16 protein-coding genes are annotated in these 15,796 nt (G+C 73.1%); 15 read left to right on the plus strand and 1 reads right to left on the minus strand.

Features of this window, described 5'->3' with window-relative positions; genetic code table 11:
• Window positions 1–13 precede the first annotated feature (13 nt).
• Window positions 14–604: an NIPSNAP family protein gene (locus ACZ49B_RS13295; protein ID WP_468304455.1), complete on the plus strand. Its 591-nt coding sequence runs from the start codon at window positions 14–16 to the stop codon at window positions 602–604.
• Between the two features lie 14 nt (window positions 605–618).
• Here the strand turns inward: ACZ49B_RS13295 and ACZ49B_RS13300 are convergent, their stop codons facing one another.
• Window positions 619–1,542, minus strand: coding sequence for an alpha/beta fold hydrolase (locus tag ACZ49B_RS13300; RefSeq protein ID WP_468304458.1), 924 nt, complete (start codon window positions 1,540–1,542; stop codon window positions 619–621).
• A 261-nt stretch (window positions 1,543–1,803) separates the two neighbouring features.
• On the opposite strand from ACZ49B_RS13300, the gene ACZ49B_RS13305 reads away from it, so the two are divergent.
• The 14 genes from ACZ49B_RS13305 (at window position 1,804) to hypD (ending at window position 15,780) form a co-directional block, all read left to right on the plus strand.
• On the plus strand, window positions 1,804–3,573 hold the full coding sequence (locus ACZ49B_RS13305; protein WP_468304461.1) for an enoyl-CoA hydratase-related protein: 1,770 nt from the start codon (window positions 1,804–1,806) through the stop codon (window positions 3,571–3,573).
• A 97-nt stretch (window positions 3,574–3,670) separates the two neighbouring features.
• A complete protein-coding gene (locus ACZ49B_RS13310) occupies window positions 3,671–4,729 on the plus strand; it encodes an NADH-quinone oxidoreductase subunit B family protein (RefSeq protein ID WP_468304463.1) in 1,059 nt (352 codons plus the stop codon).
• A gap of 97 nt (window positions 4,730–4,826) precedes the next feature.
• On the plus strand, window positions 4,827–6,611 hold the full coding sequence (locus ACZ49B_RS13315) for a nickel-dependent hydrogenase large subunit (RefSeq protein ID WP_468304465.1): 1,785 nt from the start codon (window positions 4,827–4,829) through the stop codon (window positions 6,609–6,611).
• Window positions 6,608–7,129 (plus strand): hypothetical protein, encoded by a 522-nt coding sequence (locus ACZ49B_RS13320; protein ID WP_468304467.1) that lies wholly within the window; start codon window positions 6,608–6,610, stop codon window positions 7,127–7,129. The genes ACZ49B_RS13315 and ACZ49B_RS13320 overlap by 4 nt, the downstream gene beginning before the upstream one ends.
• Before the next feature lie 95 nt (window positions 7,130–7,224).
• A complete protein-coding gene (locus ACZ49B_RS13325; protein ID WP_468304871.1) occupies window positions 7,225–7,842 on the plus strand; it encodes a DUF5947 family protein in 618 nt (205 codons plus the stop codon).
• Complete coding sequence (locus ACZ49B_RS13330) at window positions 7,839–8,540, plus strand: DUF6084 family protein (RefSeq protein WP_468304469.1); 702 nt, start codon at window positions 7,839–7,841, stop codon at window positions 8,538–8,540. The genes ACZ49B_RS13325 and ACZ49B_RS13330 overlap by 4 nt, the downstream gene beginning before the upstream one ends.
• A complete protein-coding gene (locus ACZ49B_RS13335; protein WP_468304471.1) occupies window positions 8,537–9,976 on the plus strand; it encodes a hypothetical protein in 1,440 nt (479 codons plus the stop codon). Before ACZ49B_RS13330 ends, ACZ49B_RS13335 begins: the two co-directional genes overlap by 4 nt.
• Window positions 9,973–10,503 carry a hydrogenase maturation protease gene (locus tag ACZ49B_RS13340; protein ID WP_468304473.1) on the plus strand — a complete coding sequence of 177 codons (531 nt, stop codon included), beginning with the start codon at window positions 9,973–9,975 and terminating at the stop codon, window positions 10,501–10,503. Before ACZ49B_RS13335 ends, ACZ49B_RS13340 begins: the two co-directional genes overlap by 4 nt.
• Window positions 10,504–10,513: 10 nt before the next feature.
• Window positions 10,514–10,618, plus strand: coding sequence for a DUF6893 family small protein (locus ACZ49B_RS13345; RefSeq protein ID WP_468304475.1), 105 nt, complete (start codon window positions 10,514–10,516; stop codon window positions 10,616–10,618).
• A gap of 132 nt (window positions 10,619–10,750) precedes the next feature.
• The gene (gene hypA / locus ACZ49B_RS13350) at window positions 10,751–11,158 is read left to right on the plus strand and encodes a hydrogenase maturation nickel metallochaperone HypA (protein ID WP_468304477.1); all 408 of its coding nucleotides are present in this window, start codon (window positions 10,751–10,753) and stop codon (window positions 11,156–11,158) included.
• A gap of 3 nt (window positions 11,159–11,161) precedes the next feature.
• Window positions 11,162–11,920: a hydrogenase nickel incorporation protein HypB gene (hypB, locus tag ACZ49B_RS13355; RefSeq protein ID WP_468304479.1), complete on the plus strand. Its 759-nt coding sequence runs from the start codon at window positions 11,162–11,164 to the stop codon at window positions 11,918–11,920.
• The gene (gene hypF, locus ACZ49B_RS13360; protein WP_468304481.1) at window positions 11,920–14,322 is read left to right on the plus strand and encodes a carbamoyltransferase HypF; all 2,403 of its coding nucleotides are present in this window, start codon (window positions 11,920–11,922) and stop codon (window positions 14,320–14,322) included. Before hypB ends, hypF begins: the two co-directional genes overlap by 1 nt.
• Window positions 14,291–14,650: a HypC/HybG/HupF family hydrogenase formation chaperone gene (locus ACZ49B_RS13365; RefSeq protein ID WP_240805243.1), complete on the plus strand. Its 360-nt coding sequence runs from the start codon at window positions 14,291–14,293 to the stop codon at window positions 14,648–14,650. Before hypF ends, ACZ49B_RS13365 begins: the two co-directional genes overlap by 32 nt.
• The gene (hypD, locus tag ACZ49B_RS13370; RefSeq protein ID WP_468304484.1) at window positions 14,647–15,780 is read left to right on the plus strand and encodes a hydrogenase formation protein HypD; all 1,134 of its coding nucleotides are present in this window, start codon (window positions 14,647–14,649) and stop codon (window positions 15,778–15,780) included. The genes ACZ49B_RS13365 and hypD overlap by 4 nt, the downstream gene beginning before the upstream one ends.
• Window positions 15,781–15,796: the final 16 nt, after the last annotated feature.

The raw sequence follows: 15,796 nt of genomic DNA on the forward strand, positions 1-15,796 counted from the left end.
CTAGCCTGCGGCAATGATCGTCGAACTCAGGCAGTACACCTTGCACCCCGGCGCCCGGGACACCCTGATCGCGCTCTTCGAGCGGGAGTTCGTCACCGGGCAGGAAGCGGCGGGCATCACCGTCGGCGGACGTTTCCGGGACCTGGACGACCCGGACCGTTTCGTCTGGCTGCGCGCCTTCCCGGACATGGAGCGGCGCGTCCGCTCGCTGCGCGCCTTCTACGAGGGCCCCGTCTGGCAGGAGCACCGCGACCGGGCCAACGCGACCATGGCCGACTCGGACGACGTCCTGCTGCTGCGCGGTCCGGGCTTCCCCGCCCCGGCCGGCGCCGGCCAGGTCACGGTGACCATCTGCCACCCGGCAACCCCGTCCTTCGCCGCCCACTTCGAGCAGAGCCTGCGCCCCCGGCTGGCCGCCGCCGGCCCCGCTCCGACGGCGGTCCACCGCACGGAGCACGCCCGGAACACCTTCCCCGCGCTGCCCGTGCGCACCGGCGAGGACGTCCTGCTCTGGTTCACGGCCGGGGAGGCGCCGCCCCTCCCCGACCTCTCCGCACACCTGACACGCCCGCCGCAGCACCTGAGGCTCGCGCCGGTCGCCTGATCCTCGCCGCCGGCTCAGTGGCAGAGCCGGGCCACCTGCTCCAGTTCGTCCGCCAGCACCGCGGGGTCGCGCGGGCCGATGTGCGGGGCGGCCAGGGACCGTACGCGGAAGCGGTTGCGCGGGGTCGTCTCGTCGGCCTCCCGGATCATCAGGTCCTGGAGCGCCGGCGGGATCGTCCGGTCCTCGGTGAACCGAAGGAACGTGCGCGGGACCCGGCCCCACTGCTGCGGCAGGCCCCGGGCGTCGGAGACCCCGATCGCGGCCGACTCGTCGGGCTCGAGGATGTTGAGCAGGGTCCGGACCTCGGTGTCGGAGTAGTCGGCGGCCAGCGCCTCCTTGGCGACCCGGATGAATGCCGGGTCACCGGTCCGCCAGTTGACCCGGGTGACCCCCAGCTCCGGGGGCGTGGGAACGGGGGTCATCTTGTACATGGAGCTCGTGGCCGCCTCCGGGGTGCTCATCAGCTCCACCACCGAGGCCCGCTTCGTGGGGCAGAAGGCCGAGACGTACACGAGGTGCGAGATCAGCTCCGGCACCAGGTTGGCCACGGCGTTGAGGGTCACCCCGCCCAGGCTCTGGCCGGCCAGGACGACCGGGCCGTTGCGGTGCGCCCGCCGCACCACCGCGGCCACGTGCTCGGCGGAGTCGGCCAGCGTCCTCCCGGCGAGGGGAGAGGGCTCCGTACGCAGCCGCTCGAGGTCCTGCGGAGCCTGGTACGAGAGCGGGAAGTAGGCGCCGGGGCCGTGCCCGGGCAGATCGACCGCGACCGCGCGCCGCCCGCGCAGCCCCAACTCGGTCAGTACGGGGGACCAGGCGTACGCGTTGCTGCCCGACCCGTGGACCAGGACGAAGGTGACCGGCTTGGAGGGACGGGGCGCCGCCTCGGCCACCGCCGTTCCCGCGCCCGTCTCGTCCCGCGCTTCGCTTAAGTTACTCATGAGTAGATCGTAGGGCCGGCGATCTCGCGGGGGTCCAGTTCCGGCCAAGCGGTGGTGCACCACCGCCGGGACCGGTCGGTCACACCGCCGGGCCACCGTCCGGCGTACGTCGGGTATCCACCAGGTGGCGGCCCGGGCGCCCCCTTCCGAGTGACACCCCCGTACGTCGGGCCGGTCTGTGCACGCCCCTGGTCGACGATCTTCAGCGGCCGTACCTGTTCCGGCCGCAGATCGCCGGGGGCCGGACGCTTGGGAGATCACGTGCACATCCTGCTCGCCGCCAGCGCGTTCAACAGTCTCACCCAGCGTGTGCACGCTGAGCTGAGGGACCGCGGGCACAGTGTGGCGGTCGAGCTCGCCCTGCCCGGCGTCTCCCTCGCCGAAGCCGTCGAGCGCCACCGGCCGGACCTCGTGCTCGCGCCGATGCTGAAGACGGCCATCCCCCGGGAGGTCTGGTCCGCCCACACCTGCCTGATCGTCCACCCGGGACCCGTCGGCGACCGCGGCCCCTCCTCGCTCGACTGGGCCATCACCGAGGGCGCGACCCACTGGGGCGTCACCGTCCTGCAGGCCGGCGAGGAGATGGACGCGGGCGACATCTGGGCCACCGCGGAGTGCCCGCTGCCGCCCGTCGGCAAGAGCGACGCGTACCGCGGTGAGATCGCCGACGCCGCCCTGACCGCCGTGCTGGCGGCCGTCGACCGCTTCGCCTCGGGCACCCACGTCCCGCAGCGGCAGGAATCGGGCAGCGCCCGGCCCTACCTGCGCCAGGAACTGCGCCGGATCGACTGGCACAACGACTCCACGCAGAGCGTCGTGCGCACGCTGCGCGCCGCCGACTCCCAGCCCGGCGTACTCGACGAACTACTCGGCGGCCAGTGGTTCCTGCACGGCGGGCACCCCGAGGACCAGCTGCGCGGCCGCCCCGGGGAGCTGCTCGCCACCCGGGCGGGCGCGATCTGCCGGGCGACCGCGGACGGAGCCGTCTGGATCCCCGAGCTCCGCGCCCGGCGCACGGCGGGAGAGCCGGCCCCCGTCAAACTCCCCGCCACCCTGGCCCTCGGCGACCGGCTGCCGCCGCTCCCCGAACTCCCCGCGCCGCCGTACGCCGAAGAGGGCCCGCGCACCTGGTCCGACATCAGTTACCGGGAGCAGGGCGGGGCCGGCTTCCTCACGTTCTCCTTCCCCGGCGGCGCGATGAGCACCTCGCAGTGCCGGCGCCTGCTCGCCGCCTACCGGGAGGCCTGCACCCGCCCCGTCTCCGCCCTCGTCCTCGGCGGCGGCCGCGACTTCTTCTCCAACGGCATCCACCTGGGCGTCATCGAGGCGGCCGCGGACCCCGCCGAGGAGTCCTGGGCCAACATCAACGCCATGGACGATCTCGTGGAAGCCGTCCTGACCACCACCGACCGGTTCGTCGTGGCCGCCCTCGGCGGCAACGCGGCCGCCGGCGGGGCCATGCTCGCGCTCGCCGCCGACGAGGTCTGGTGCCGTACCGGCGTGGTGCTGAACCCGCACTACCGGCTGATGGGCCTGCACGGATCCGAGTACTGGACCTACACGCTGCCCCGCCGGACCGGGACCGGCGTCGCCGAACGCCTCACCGCCGATGCCCTGCCCCTCAGCGCCGAAGCCGCCCGGCGGCTCGGGCTGGTCGACCGCACGATCGACTGCGGCCCACAGGCCTTCGCGGACGAGACCGCCCGGCTCGCCGTCCGGGTGGCGGACTCGCCCGCCATCCGGTCCCGGATCGCCGGCAAGAAGGCCCGCCGCGACGCGGACGAGAGCGTCAGGCCCCTCGCCGCCTACCGGGAGGCCGAGCTGGCGCGGATGCGGGAGACGTTCTTCGACCCGCAGGCCCCGTACCACGCCCTGCGCCGCGCCTTCGTACGCAAGGAACGCCCGGACCGCACCCCGGCCCACCTGGAGCGGACCGTACCCGGACGGCGCACCGCGCCCCTGCCCTCCCGGCGGCCCGCGGTCACTGGACCGGCCGAACAAGACAGGGCACCGGGCCCGGCCGGCTGCTAGCAAGAAGGGTGAGGCCGGCGCGGAGCACCCGCCCGTCCGCCGTCCCCGTCCCCGCCCCACCCACCCTCCCCGCATCCCTCCCCAAGGAGCGATCCTCATGGATGCAGCAACGCCGAGCACGGCAGTAGAGGACCCCACGATCCACATCCTCTGGATCAACGCCGGACTGAGCTGCGACGGCGACTCGGTGTCCCTGACGGCAGCGATGCAGCCCAGCATCGAAGAGATCGTCATGGGCGTCCTGCCGGGCCTGCCCAAGATCGCCGTGCACTGGCCGCTGATCGATTTCGAATGCGGACCGGTCGGCGGCGCCGACACGTTCATCGAATGGTTCTTCAAGGGGGAGCGCGGGGAGATCGACCCCTTCGTGCTCGTCGTCGAAGGCTCGATCCCCAACGAGAAGATCAAGCCCGAGGGCTACTGGTGCGGCTTCGGCGACGACCCGGAGACCGGCCAGCCCATCACCACCAGCGAGTGGATCGACCGCCTCGCGCCCAAGGCCCTCGCCGTGGTCGCGATCGGCACCTGCGCCACGTACGGCGGCATCCACGCGATGGAGGGCAACCCCACCGGCGCCATGGGCGTGCCCGACTACCTCGGCTGGGACTGGACCTCGAAGGCCGGCATCCCGATCGTGTGCGTCCCGGGCTGCCCGATCCAGCCGGACAACTTCTCGGAGACCCTCACCTACCTGCTCTACCAGGCGGCCGGCTCCGCGCCGATGATCCCGCTGGACGACAAGCTGCGCCCCACCTGGCTGTTCGGCGCCACCGTGCACGAGGGCTGCGACCGGGCCGGCTACTACGAGCAGGGCCAGTTCGCCCAGACCTACGACTCGCCCAAGTGCCTGGTCAAACTCGGCTGCTGGGGCCCGGTCGTCAAGTGCAACGTCCCCAAGCGCGGCTGGATGAACGGCATCGGCGGCTGCCCCAACGTCGGCGGCATCTGCATCGCCTGCACCATGCCGGGCTTCCCCGACAAGTTCATGCCGTTCATGGACGAGCCTCCGGGCTCGAAGGTGTCCGCCACCGCGAGCGGGGTCTACGGCACGGTGATCCGCAAGCTCAGGGCGATCACCGAGCACACGGTGGACCAGGAGCCGAAGTGGCGCCACCGGGGGCGGCAGCTGACCACCGGCTACCGCAAGCCCTGGTGACCCCGCCCGCGACCCCGCGTCCGTCCCGCTCCCGTCCCACCCCTCCGCCTCCAAGAACCTCCAGCTCCCGCCTCCAAGAAGGGTCACGGCAGACAAGATGACACCGAAGACGAAGGCGGCCGGTGACGGCAGCGGCCTGGTGGAGATGGCCTGGGATCCGATCACCCGGATCGTGGGCAGTCTCGGCATCCACACGAAGATCGACTTCAAGCAGAAGAAGGTCGCGGAGTGCTACAGCACCTCGTCGGTCTTCCGCGGCTACAGCGTCTTCATGCGCGGCAAGGACCCCCGCGACGCGCACTTCATCACCAGCCGCATCTGCGGGATCTGCGGCGACAACCACGCCACCTGCTCCGTCTACACGCAGAACATGGCGTACGGAGTGAAGCCGCCCCACCTCGCCGAGTGGATCATCAACCTCGGCGAGTCGGCGGAGTACATGTTCGACCACAACATCTTCCAGGAGAACCTGGTCGGGGTCGACTACTGCGAGAAGATGGTCCGCGAGACCAACCCGGGCGTCCTCGAGCTCGCCGAACGCACCGAGGCCCCGCACGCCGGCGACCACGGCTACCGCACCATCGCCGACATCATGCGCTCGCTCAACCCCATCGAGGGCGAGTTCTACCGCGAGGCCCTCCAGGTCAGCCGCTACACGCGCGAGATGTTCTGCCTGATGGAGGGCCGCCACGTGCACCCCTCCACCCTCTACCCGGGCGGTGTCGGCACCATCGCCTCCGTCCAGCTCTTCACGGACTACATGAGCCGCCTCATGCGGTACGTGGAGTTCATGAAGAAGGTCGTCCCGCTCCACGACGACCTCTTCGACTTCTTCTACGAGGCCCTGCCCGGGTACGAGGAGGTCGGCCGCCGGCGCGTCCTGCTGGGCTGCTGGGGCGCGCTCAACGACCCCGAGTACTGCGACTTCACGTACGCCAACATGACCGACTGGGGACGGAAGATGTTCGTCACCCCCGGTGTGATCGTGGACGGCAAACTCGTCACCAACGACCTCACCGAGATCAACCTCGGCATCCGGATCCTGCTGGGCAGCTCGTACTACGACGACTGGGCGGGCCAGGAGAAGTTCGTCACCCACGACCCGCTCGGCAACCCCGTCGACGCCCGCCACCCGTGGAACCAGCACACCATCCCCGCCCCGCAGAAGCGCAACTTCGACGACAAGTACAGCTGGGTGATGTCCCCGCGCTGGTTCGACGGCAAGGACCACCTCGCCCTCGACACCGGCGGCGGCCCGATCGCGCGCCTGTGGTCCACCGCCCTGTCCGGCCTCGTCGACGTCGGCTACGTCAAGGCCACCGGCAACAGCGTGATCATCAACCTGCCGCGCACCATGACCAAGCCCGAGACGCGCTTCGAGTGGAAGATCCCGCAGTGGAGCAACGCGCTGGAGCGCAACCGCGCCCGCACGTACTTCCAGGCGTACGCGGCCGCCATCGCCCTGCACTGCGCCGAGAAGGGCCTGGCCGAGGTCCGCGCCGGACGCACCCAGACCTGGGAGAAGTTCGAGGTCCCGGACGAGTCCATCGGAGTCGGCTTCACCGAGGCAGTCCGCGGCGTGCTCTCGCACCACATGGTGATCCGCGACGGCAAGATCGCCAACTACCACCCGTACCCGCCGACCCCCTGGAACGCCAGCACCCGCGACACCTTCGGCACCCCCGGACCGTACGAGGACGCCGTCCAGAACACCCCGATCTTCGAGGAGAACTCCCCGGAGAACTTCAAGGGCATCGACATCATGCGCGCCGTGCGCAGCTTCGACCCCTGCCTGCCCTGCGGCGTCCACATGTACGTCGGCGGCGGCAAGACCGTGAAGCAGATGCACGTGCCCACCGGCCTGAGCGGACTGGGCGGATGAGCGCGGCTGCGACCGACGCCCGCGAGGCGGGACGGCGGGTGGACGAGGTCCTCGACCGGCTGGCCGCCACCGGGGACCGCGAGGCCTGCGCCGCGGCCGAGGAACTGGTGCGCGTCCTCATGGACTTCTACGGGGCCGGGCTCGCCCGGATCGTGGAGCGGCTCGGCGTGGAGCGCCTCGGCGGGCTGCTGGGCGACGAGCTCGTCGCGAGCCTGCTGGCCCTGCACGACCTGCACCCCGAGGACGTCCACACCCGGATCGCCCGCGCCCTGGACACCGTACGGGACCCCGTGTCGCTGGCCGGCTTCGACGAGGCCACCGGCGTCCTGCGGCTGCGGTCCGCGCCGGGCGGCGGCTGCGGCTGCGGGTCCGCCGGCGACGCGGTCCCGCAGGGCGTCGAGGACGCCCTGGCCTGCTTCGCCCCCGAGGTGACCGCGGTGGAACTGGAACCGGCCGAGGCGCCGCTGCCGCTGCTCCAGATCGGCACCCGCCCGCAGGCCCCGGCACGGGCCCGGTGAGCGCGCGGCACCCCTGGGCACCGGCGGAGCCGCGCACGGGCTCCGCCGGTCCGGCCGGTCCGGCCGGCGCCGCCGGGCTGCGCGGCCCGCGCGGCCTGCGCCGGTTCACCGGGCCCCGGCCGCCCCGGCCCGAGCGCTGCGAACTGTGCGGGGTGGCCGTGTCCGAGGACGGCCACCGCCACCTGGTGGAGGTCGAGAAGCGGGCACTCGTCTGCGCCTGCACCGCGTGCGCGCTCCTGTTCGACCGGCCCGGCGCCGCCACCGGGCGCTTCCGCGCCGTCCCCGACCGCTACCTCACCGACCCGGAGCACCTCCTCGAAGAGGGCGCCTGGGAGCAGCTGCAGATCCCGGTCGGCGTCGCCTTCTTCTTCCGCAACGCCGCCCTCGACCGGCTGGTCGCGCTCTACCCGAGCCCGGCCGGCGCAACCGAGAGCGAACTGGACCCGGCCACCTGGCAGCACGTACTCGGCGGCGGGGCGCTCGCCGCGCTGCTCGAACCCGACGTGGAGGCGCTGCTGCTGCGCCGGGCCGAGGGCCGCACCGAGTGCTACCTCGTGCCCATCGACATCTGCTACGAGCTGGTGGGGCGGATGCGGCTGCTGTGGCAGGGCTTCGACGGCGGAGCGGAGGCGCGCGCCGCGCTGAAGACCTTCTTCGAACAGGTCGAGCGCCGGGCCAAGGTCCCCGCCGCGGCGGGGGAGGGGCGGCCATGACCGACTTCACCTTCACCTGCACCGGAGTGCGCGCCGACCCGTACGCGGCCGGCCCCACCCTCGTGTTCCGGCTGCGCATCACCACGGCGTCCGACAAGCGTGTCCACGCCCTCGCACTGCGCTGTCAGATCCGCATCGAGCCGGCGCGGCGCAGCTACGGCACCGGCGAGGCGGCGGCCCTCCACGACCTGTTCGGCGAGCGGGCCCGCTGGGGAACCACCCTGCAGCCCCTCCAGTTCGCCCAGGTCGCGGTGATGGTCCCCAGCTTCACCGGGGAGACCGAGACCGACATCGTCGTGCCGTGCACGTACGACATGGACATCGCCGCCGGCCGCTACCTCAGTGCCCTCGAGGACGGCGAGGCACCCCTGCTGATGCTGTTCTCCGGCACGGCCTTCACCGGCGCCGGGGGCTTCCAGGTCGAGCCCGTGCCCTGGGACCGCGAAGCCCCGTTCCGGATGCCCGCCGAGGTGTGGCGGGAGATGGTCGAGCAGCACTTCCCGGGCTGCGGCTGGCTGCGCTTGCCCCGCGACACCATGGCCGACCTGCTCGCCTACCGCTCCCGCCACGCGCTCGCCTCCTGGGAGGCGACCGTACGGGCCCTGCTGGACGCGGCGGTTGCGGCGGAGCCGCCGCCCCCGGACCCCGCCTGGGCCGGCGCCGTACTGCCGCGGGCCGCCGAGAGGACGGCGCCATGACCACGACGGCCCTGCCCGAATCGCGCTTCGCCGTAGCCCGCCAGGTCGCCGACGCCGTCCTCTTCGAGGGCTACGTGCTCTACCCGTACCGGGCCTCGGCGGCGAAGAACCGGCTGCGCTGGCAGTTCGGCGTCCTGGTCCCGCCCGCGTGGGGGCCGGCGCACGACGAGCACTCCTTCCAGCGCACCGAGCTGGTGATGGAACCGCGCGGTGCGGCCACCCTCGCCGTCGAGCTGCGCTTCCTGCACGCGCAGCGGCGTACGGTCGAAGAAGCCCGCGCGGACGGCTCGTTCGCGGCCGTGCCCGAGCTGCACCTGCCCGACCGGGTCCTCGTCCCCTGGGACGAGGGAACCGAGGAGCGGGTCGAAATGGCCGTTCCGGTAGCCGAGTTGGAGGAGGGCGAGGTCTCCCTGCCCTTCGTCCGGCCCGCCCGCGAGGAGACCGAACCCGTCCTCGGCCCCGACGGCCGGGAGGTGGGCCGGCTGGTCCGGCGCACCGAGCGGGCCGACGGCGTGCTGCGGCTGCGCGCCGAGCAACTCGACGTCCCGTACCGGGCGTTCAAGCTCACGGTGGTGGTCGAGAACACGAGCGACTGGACGCCGGGCGCTGAAGGCGCCGAGCGGGCCGACGGCGCCGACCGCGACGCGGCCCTGCCGCGCTCCCTGGTCGCGGCCCACCTCCTGCTGGGCCTCAGCGCCGGATCATTCCTCTCGATGACCGACCCGCCCGAGTGGGCCAAGCCCTCCGTCGCGACCTGCGCCAACCTGCACACCTGGCCCGTGCTCGCCGGCGAACCGGGCAGCGCCGACGTGGTCCTCTCCTCGCCGATCATCCTCGAGGACCACCCCGGCATCGCCCCCGAGAGCATCGGGGCCATGTACGACGCCACCGAGATCGACGAGATCCTCGCCCTGCGCACGGCGGCCCTGACCGACCAGGAGAAGCGGGAGGCCCGGGGGACCGACGCCCGGGCGGCCGCCGTGATCGACCTGGCCGAGACCATGCCCCCCGAGGTGCTGGAACGCCTGCACGGCGCCGTCCGGGCGCTGCGGGAGATCACCGACCCCGGCGCGCCCGCCCCCGAGTCGTTCCCCGAACTCTTCGACGAAGAGGCCGTGTTCAGGCCGGACACCCCCTGGTGGGACCCGGCACACGCCGACCCCGCCGACCCGGCACGCGACCGGATCCTGATCGACGGCACCTCGGTGGGCCCCGGCAGCCGGGTCCTCCTGCGCCCCGGTCTGCGGCGCACCGACGCCCAGGACCTGTTCCTCCAGGGCGCCGCCGCCCAGGTCGAGGCCGTCCTCCACGACGTCGACGGCGGAGTGCACCTCGCCGTCACCGTCGAAGGCGACCCGGGCGCCGACATCCGCCGCGAACAGGGCCGGTTCCTGTACTTCCAGCCCGACGAGGTCGCCCCCCTGGAGGACGCGTGAGCGACCGCATCCTGATCGCCGGCATCGGCAACGTCTTCCTCGGCGACGACGGCTTCGGCGTCGAGACCGTCCGGAGGCTGTCCGAGCCCGGGTGCGGGCTGCCCGAACAGGTCGAGGTGGTGGACATCGGCGTACGCGGGGTCCACCTCGCCTACCAGCTCCTCGACGGCTACGACACGCTCGTCCTGGTCGACGCCACCGCGCGCGGCGGAGCCCCCGGGACCCTGTACCTGATCGAGGCAGCCGAAGCCGGCTCCATCGCCCCGCAGGGCCCCGTACTCGACGGGCACCAGATGTCGCCCGACGCGGTGCTGGCCCTGCTGGACACGCTGTGCGCCGGAACCGGCGGCACACCGCCCCGGCGGATCTGGGTCGTCGGCTGCGAACCCGGCTGCCTGGACGAGGGCATCGGCCTGAGCGCCCCGGTGGCCGCAGCGGTCCCGGAGGCCGTACGGATGGTCCTGGACCTGGTCCGCCGACCGGACCAGGAGCTGCTCGACGAAGAGCGCAACGCCACCGCCAACTGAGGAGAACCCCATGAAGAAGGCCATCATCGGAGGTGCGGCCGCCGCCGTCCTCGCCACCGCACTGTGCATGGTGCTGCCCGACATCCAGCGCTATCTGAAGATCCGCCGCATGTGACCCGTGACCTCTGGCACCTGATGTGCGACCGCCCCGGCGCCCGAATGGCGTACGGGGCGTCGGCGCGTCGGCGTGCCCGACCGCCCCGTACCGCGCCGGCCGGTCTAATGAGGCCCGGCAGGACGGAGCCCCATGCACGAGATGTCGATCGCCATGGCCGTGGTGGCCCAAGTGGAGGAAGCCGCCGAGGCCGGCGGCGCGAGCGCCGTCACCTCGGTGCGGCTCCAGGTCGGTGAGCTGGCCGGGGTGGTGCCCGACGCCCTCGCCTTCTGCTTCGAACTCGCCTGCGCCGGAACGCTCCTGGAAGGCGCCGAGCTCGTGACGGAGCCCGTCCCCGCCCGCGCGCACTGCCGCTCCTGTACGGGCGACTGGGCGGTCGGCATGCCGCCCCGTCTGGTCTGCCCCGGCTGCGGACAGGCCACGGAGGTCGAACTCCTCGCCGGGCGCGAGCTGCAGATCCTCAGCGTGCACTGGGAGGACGGCCCCGCCTGCGACCGGCCCCCCGCCCCCACCCGCGAACCGATCTCCGAGGAGCGCTGAACCATGTGCCGTGTGGTCGACCTGAAGCAGGCGGTCCTCGCCAAGAACGACTCGGCCGCGCACACCCTGCGCGCCGAACTCACCGCCCGCGGCACCACGGTAATCAACCTGTTGTCCAGCCCGGGGAGCGGGAAGACCGCCCTCCTCGAGCGCGAACTCGGCCTGGCGCGCGAGCGCGGCGTGCCCGTCGCCGCGCTGACCGCCGACCTCGCCACCGAGAACGACGCGCTGCGGCTGGCGCGTTCGGGCGTGCCCGTCAAGCAGGTGCTCACCGACGGGCTCTGCCACCTCGAGGCCGGGATGCTCGGCCGCCACCTCGACGGCTGGATGCCCGAGGACACCAGGCTGCTGTTCGTGGAGAACGTCGGCAACCTCGTCTGCCCCGCCTCGTACGACCTCGGCGAGACGCTGCGCGTGGTCCTGGCCTCGGTGACGGAGGGCGAGGACAAACCGCTCAAGTACCCGACGGCGTTCGGTCTCGCCCACCTCGTCGTGGTGACCAAGACGGACATCGCGCAGGCAGTGGAATTCGACGAAGCCGCCTTCCGCGCGCACGTCCAGCAGGTCAACCCGGGGGTGGAGGTGGTGCTGACCTCGGCCCGCGCGGGCGAGGGCGTGGGCATCCTGCTCGACCGGGCGCTGGCGGTCGGCGCCGGCGCCGCGGTGCACGCCCCCGTCATGGCCCGGCAGCACCCCACGCACCACCACCACGATCACCACGCCGAGGGCCACTCGCACTCCGCCGTGGCGTCGACCCGCTGATGGAAGCCGTACAGCGCCGCCGGGTCGTCGTGCGCGGAGTGGTGCAGGGCGTCGGCTTCCGGCCGTACGTGTACACCCGCGCGACCGGGCTCGGCCTCGCCGGGCACGTCACCAACACCCCCGAAGGCGTCGTCGCCGAGGTCGAGGGCGCACCGGCGGCCGTGTCGGCCTTCTGCGAGCGGCTCGCGGCCGACGCCCCGCCCCTGGCGGTCGTCGACGCCGTCGACCACTGCGAGGTCCCCGTCGCCGGCGGCGCGGGCTTCACCATCGTCGCCTCCCGGTCCGGCGGACCCGCGCGCACCCTCGTCTCCCCGGACGCGGCCACCTGCGCCGACTGCCTCGCGGAGCTCGCCGATCCGTCCGACCGGCGCCACCGGCACCCCTTCATCACCTGCACGCACTGCGGACCCCGCTTCACCATCGTCACCGGGCTGCCGTACGACCGGGTGCACACCACCATGGCCCGCTTCCCGATGTGCCCCGACTGCGCCCGCGAGTACGCCGACCCCGCCGACCGGCGCTTCCACGCCCAGCCGGTGGCATGCCCCGCCTGCGGGCCCCGGCTGCGGCTCCTCGCCGGCTCGCCCCCGCGCGAGGCGGCGTACGCCGACCCGGTGGCCGAGGCCCGCCGGCTGCTGGCCGGCGGGGCGATCCTCGCCGTCAAGGGCCTCGGCGGCTACCACCTCGCCTGCGACGCCGCCCACGCCGGCGCCGTGGCCGAACTGCGGCGCCGCAAGGCCCGCGGGGACAAGCCGTTCGCCCTGATGGCCCGCGACCTCGCCGACCTCGAGCACCTCGTCCACCTCGGCCCGGCCGAACGCGACCTGCTCACCGGGCCCGTCCGGCCCATCGTCCTGCTGCGGCGCCGCCCCGGAGCCGCCGCCGAGGAGCTCGTCGCCGACGCCGTCGCCCCCGGCAGCCCCGACCTGGGCGTGATGCTCCCGTACACGCCCGTCCACCACCTGCTGCTCGGCCTGCCCGGCGACCCGCCCGGCCCCCGCCTGCTCGTCATGACCAGCGGGAACCTGTCGGGCGAGCCCATCGTCACCGACGACACCGAGGCCCTGGACCGGCTCTCCCGGCTCGCCGACGGATGGCTCACCCACGACCGGCCGATCCACGTACCGTGCGACGACTCCGTGGTGCGCGTCTGCGACGGCGAGGTGCTGACCCTGCGCCGCTCCCGCGGATACGCCCCGCTGCCCCTGGACCTGCCGCTGCCCGTACCGGCCGCACTCGCCGCCGGAGGAGACCTCAAGAACGCCTTCTGCCTCGGCGAGGGCCGCAAGGCCTGGCTGTCCGCGCACATCGGCGACATGGACGACCTGGCCACGCAGTACGCCTTCGAACGCGCCGAGCAGCAGCTGGAGTCCATCACCGGCGTACGCCCCACCCTGCTCGCCACCGACCGGCACCCCGGCTACCGCTCGGGCCGCCTGGTCCGCGACCGGGCCGCCGGCCGCCCGGTCGTCGCAGTCCAGCACCACCACGCGCACATCGCGTCCGCGCTGGCCGAACACGGCCGGGGCGGCGCCCGCCGGGTGATCGGCGTCGCCTTCGACGGCACCGGATACGGCGACGACGGGGCCGTCTGGGGCGGGGAGGTGCTGCTGGCGGACTACGCCGGGTACACCCGGTTCGCGCACCTCGCCTACGTCCCGCTGCCGGGCGGCGACGCCGCCGTGCACCGGCCGTACCGGATGGCCCTGTCCCATCTGCGCGCCGCCGGGCTGGACTGGGATCCGGACCTGCCCTGTACGGCAGCCTGCCCGCCCGAGGAACTGCGGCTGCTGCGCCGTCAGCTGGAGCGCGAGCTGCACTGCGTGCCGACCTCCAGCATGGGCCGCCTCTTCGACGCCGTCTCCTCCCTGGCGGGCGTCTGCCACCACGCCGGGTACGAGGCCCAGGCCGCCATCGAGCTGGAGAGCGCGGCGCTCACCGCGACCGGAAGCGGGTCCCCCGCGGACGCCGGTCCGGGGGACTACGCGTTCGCCCTCCGGCCCCCCGCGCACGCCGGCCGCGAGGCCCCGCTGACCGCGGACCCGGCTCCCGTGCTGGCGGCGGTGGTCCGCGACGTACGCGCGGGCCTCGCGCCCGGCGTGGTCGCCGCCCGCTTCCACGACGCCGTCGCCGACCTCGTCCGCACGCTGGCCGTCCTCGCGCGCGAGCGGCACGGGCTCGACACCGTCGCCCTGACCGGCGGCGTCTTCGCCAACACCGTGCTCTCATCCGCCTGCGCCCGCCTTCTGCGCGAGCGCGGCTTCACCGTACTGCGCCACCACCGCGTCCCGCCGAACGACGGCGGGCTGGCCCTCGGCCAGCTCATGGTGGCGGCCTGCGCCCCGCACCACCCACAGCAAGGAGAGGGCCATGTGCCTGGCCGTACCCGGCAGAGTGCTTGACATCGGGGAGAAGGACGGGACCCGCATGGCGACCGTCGATTTCGGCGGGGTGGTCAAGGAGGTGTGCCTCGAGTACCTGCCGGACCTCCAGGTCGGCGAGTACGCCATCGTCCACGTCGGCTTCGCCCTCCAGCGCCTCGACGAGGAGTCGGCCAAGCAGACGCTCGAACTCTTCGCCCAACTCGGCATGCTCCAAGAGGAGTTCGGCGACCCGTGGGAACGGGCGGCGGCCGAGGCGGGCGCAGGTGACGGGGACTGGCCCTTCGCCGACGACATCGCGCAGCAGCCGCACACCGGGGACGCCGTACAGGAGGCGCAGCAGCAGTGAAGTACATCGAGGAATTCCAGGACCCCGAGCTGGCCCGCCGCCTGCTCGACGACATCCACGCCACCGTCACCCGCCCCTGGGCGCTGATGGAGGTCTGCGGCGGCCAGACCCACACGATCATCCGGCACGGGATCGACCAACTGCTCCCCGAACAGGTGGAGCTGATCCACGGCCCGGGCTGCCCGGTGTGCGTGACCCCGCTGGAGGTCATCGACAAGGCGCTGGAGATCGCCTCCCGCCCCGAGGTGATCTTCTGCTCGTTCGGCGACATGCTCCGCGTCCCCGGATCCGGCCGCGACCTCTTCCAGGTGCGCAGCGAGGGCGGCGACGTACGAGTGGTGTACTCCCCGCTCGACGCCCTGCGGATCGCACAGCAGAACCCGGCGCGCGAGGTGGTGTTCTTCGGCATCGGCTTCGAAACCACCGCGCCGCCCAATGCCATGACGGTGCATCAGGCCAAGAAGCTCGGAATCCCCAACTTCAGCCTGCTCGTCTCCCACGTCCGGGTGCCCCCGGCCATCGAGGCGATCATGACCTCCCCGAGCTGCCGGGTGCAGGCCTTCCTCGCCGCCGGGCACGTGTGCAGCGTGATGGGCATGGGGGAGTACCCGGAGCTGGCCGCGCGCCACCGGGTCCCGATCGTGGTCACCGGCTTCGAGCCGCTGGACATCCTCGAAGGCGTACGCCGTGCGGTACGGCAGCTGGAACGGGGCGAGCACACCGTCGACAACGCCTACGCCCGCGCCGTCCGCCCGGAGGGGAACCCGGCCGCCCTCGCCATGCTGGAGGACGTCTTCGAGGTCACCGACCGCGCCTGGCGCGGCATCGGCGTCATCCCAGCCAGCGGCTGGCGGCTGTCCGCCCGCTACCGCGACTACGACGCCGAGCACCGCTTCTCGGTGACGGACATCGCCACGCAGGAACCCGCCGAATGCCGCAGCGGTGAGGTCCTCCAAGGCCTGATCAAGCCCCACGAGTGCGAGGCCTTCGGCACGACCTGCACCCCGCGCACCCCGCTCGGCGCCACGATGGTGTCCAGCGAGGGCGCCTGCGCCGCGTACTACCTCTACCGGCGCCTCGACCTCGCGCCGGCCCGGACCGCACCGCTGGAGGCGAGCCCCGTTGTCTGAGACCGTGTCCGACGCC

It is taken from the genome of Streptomyces sp. NPDC031132 (assembly GCF_055570595.1).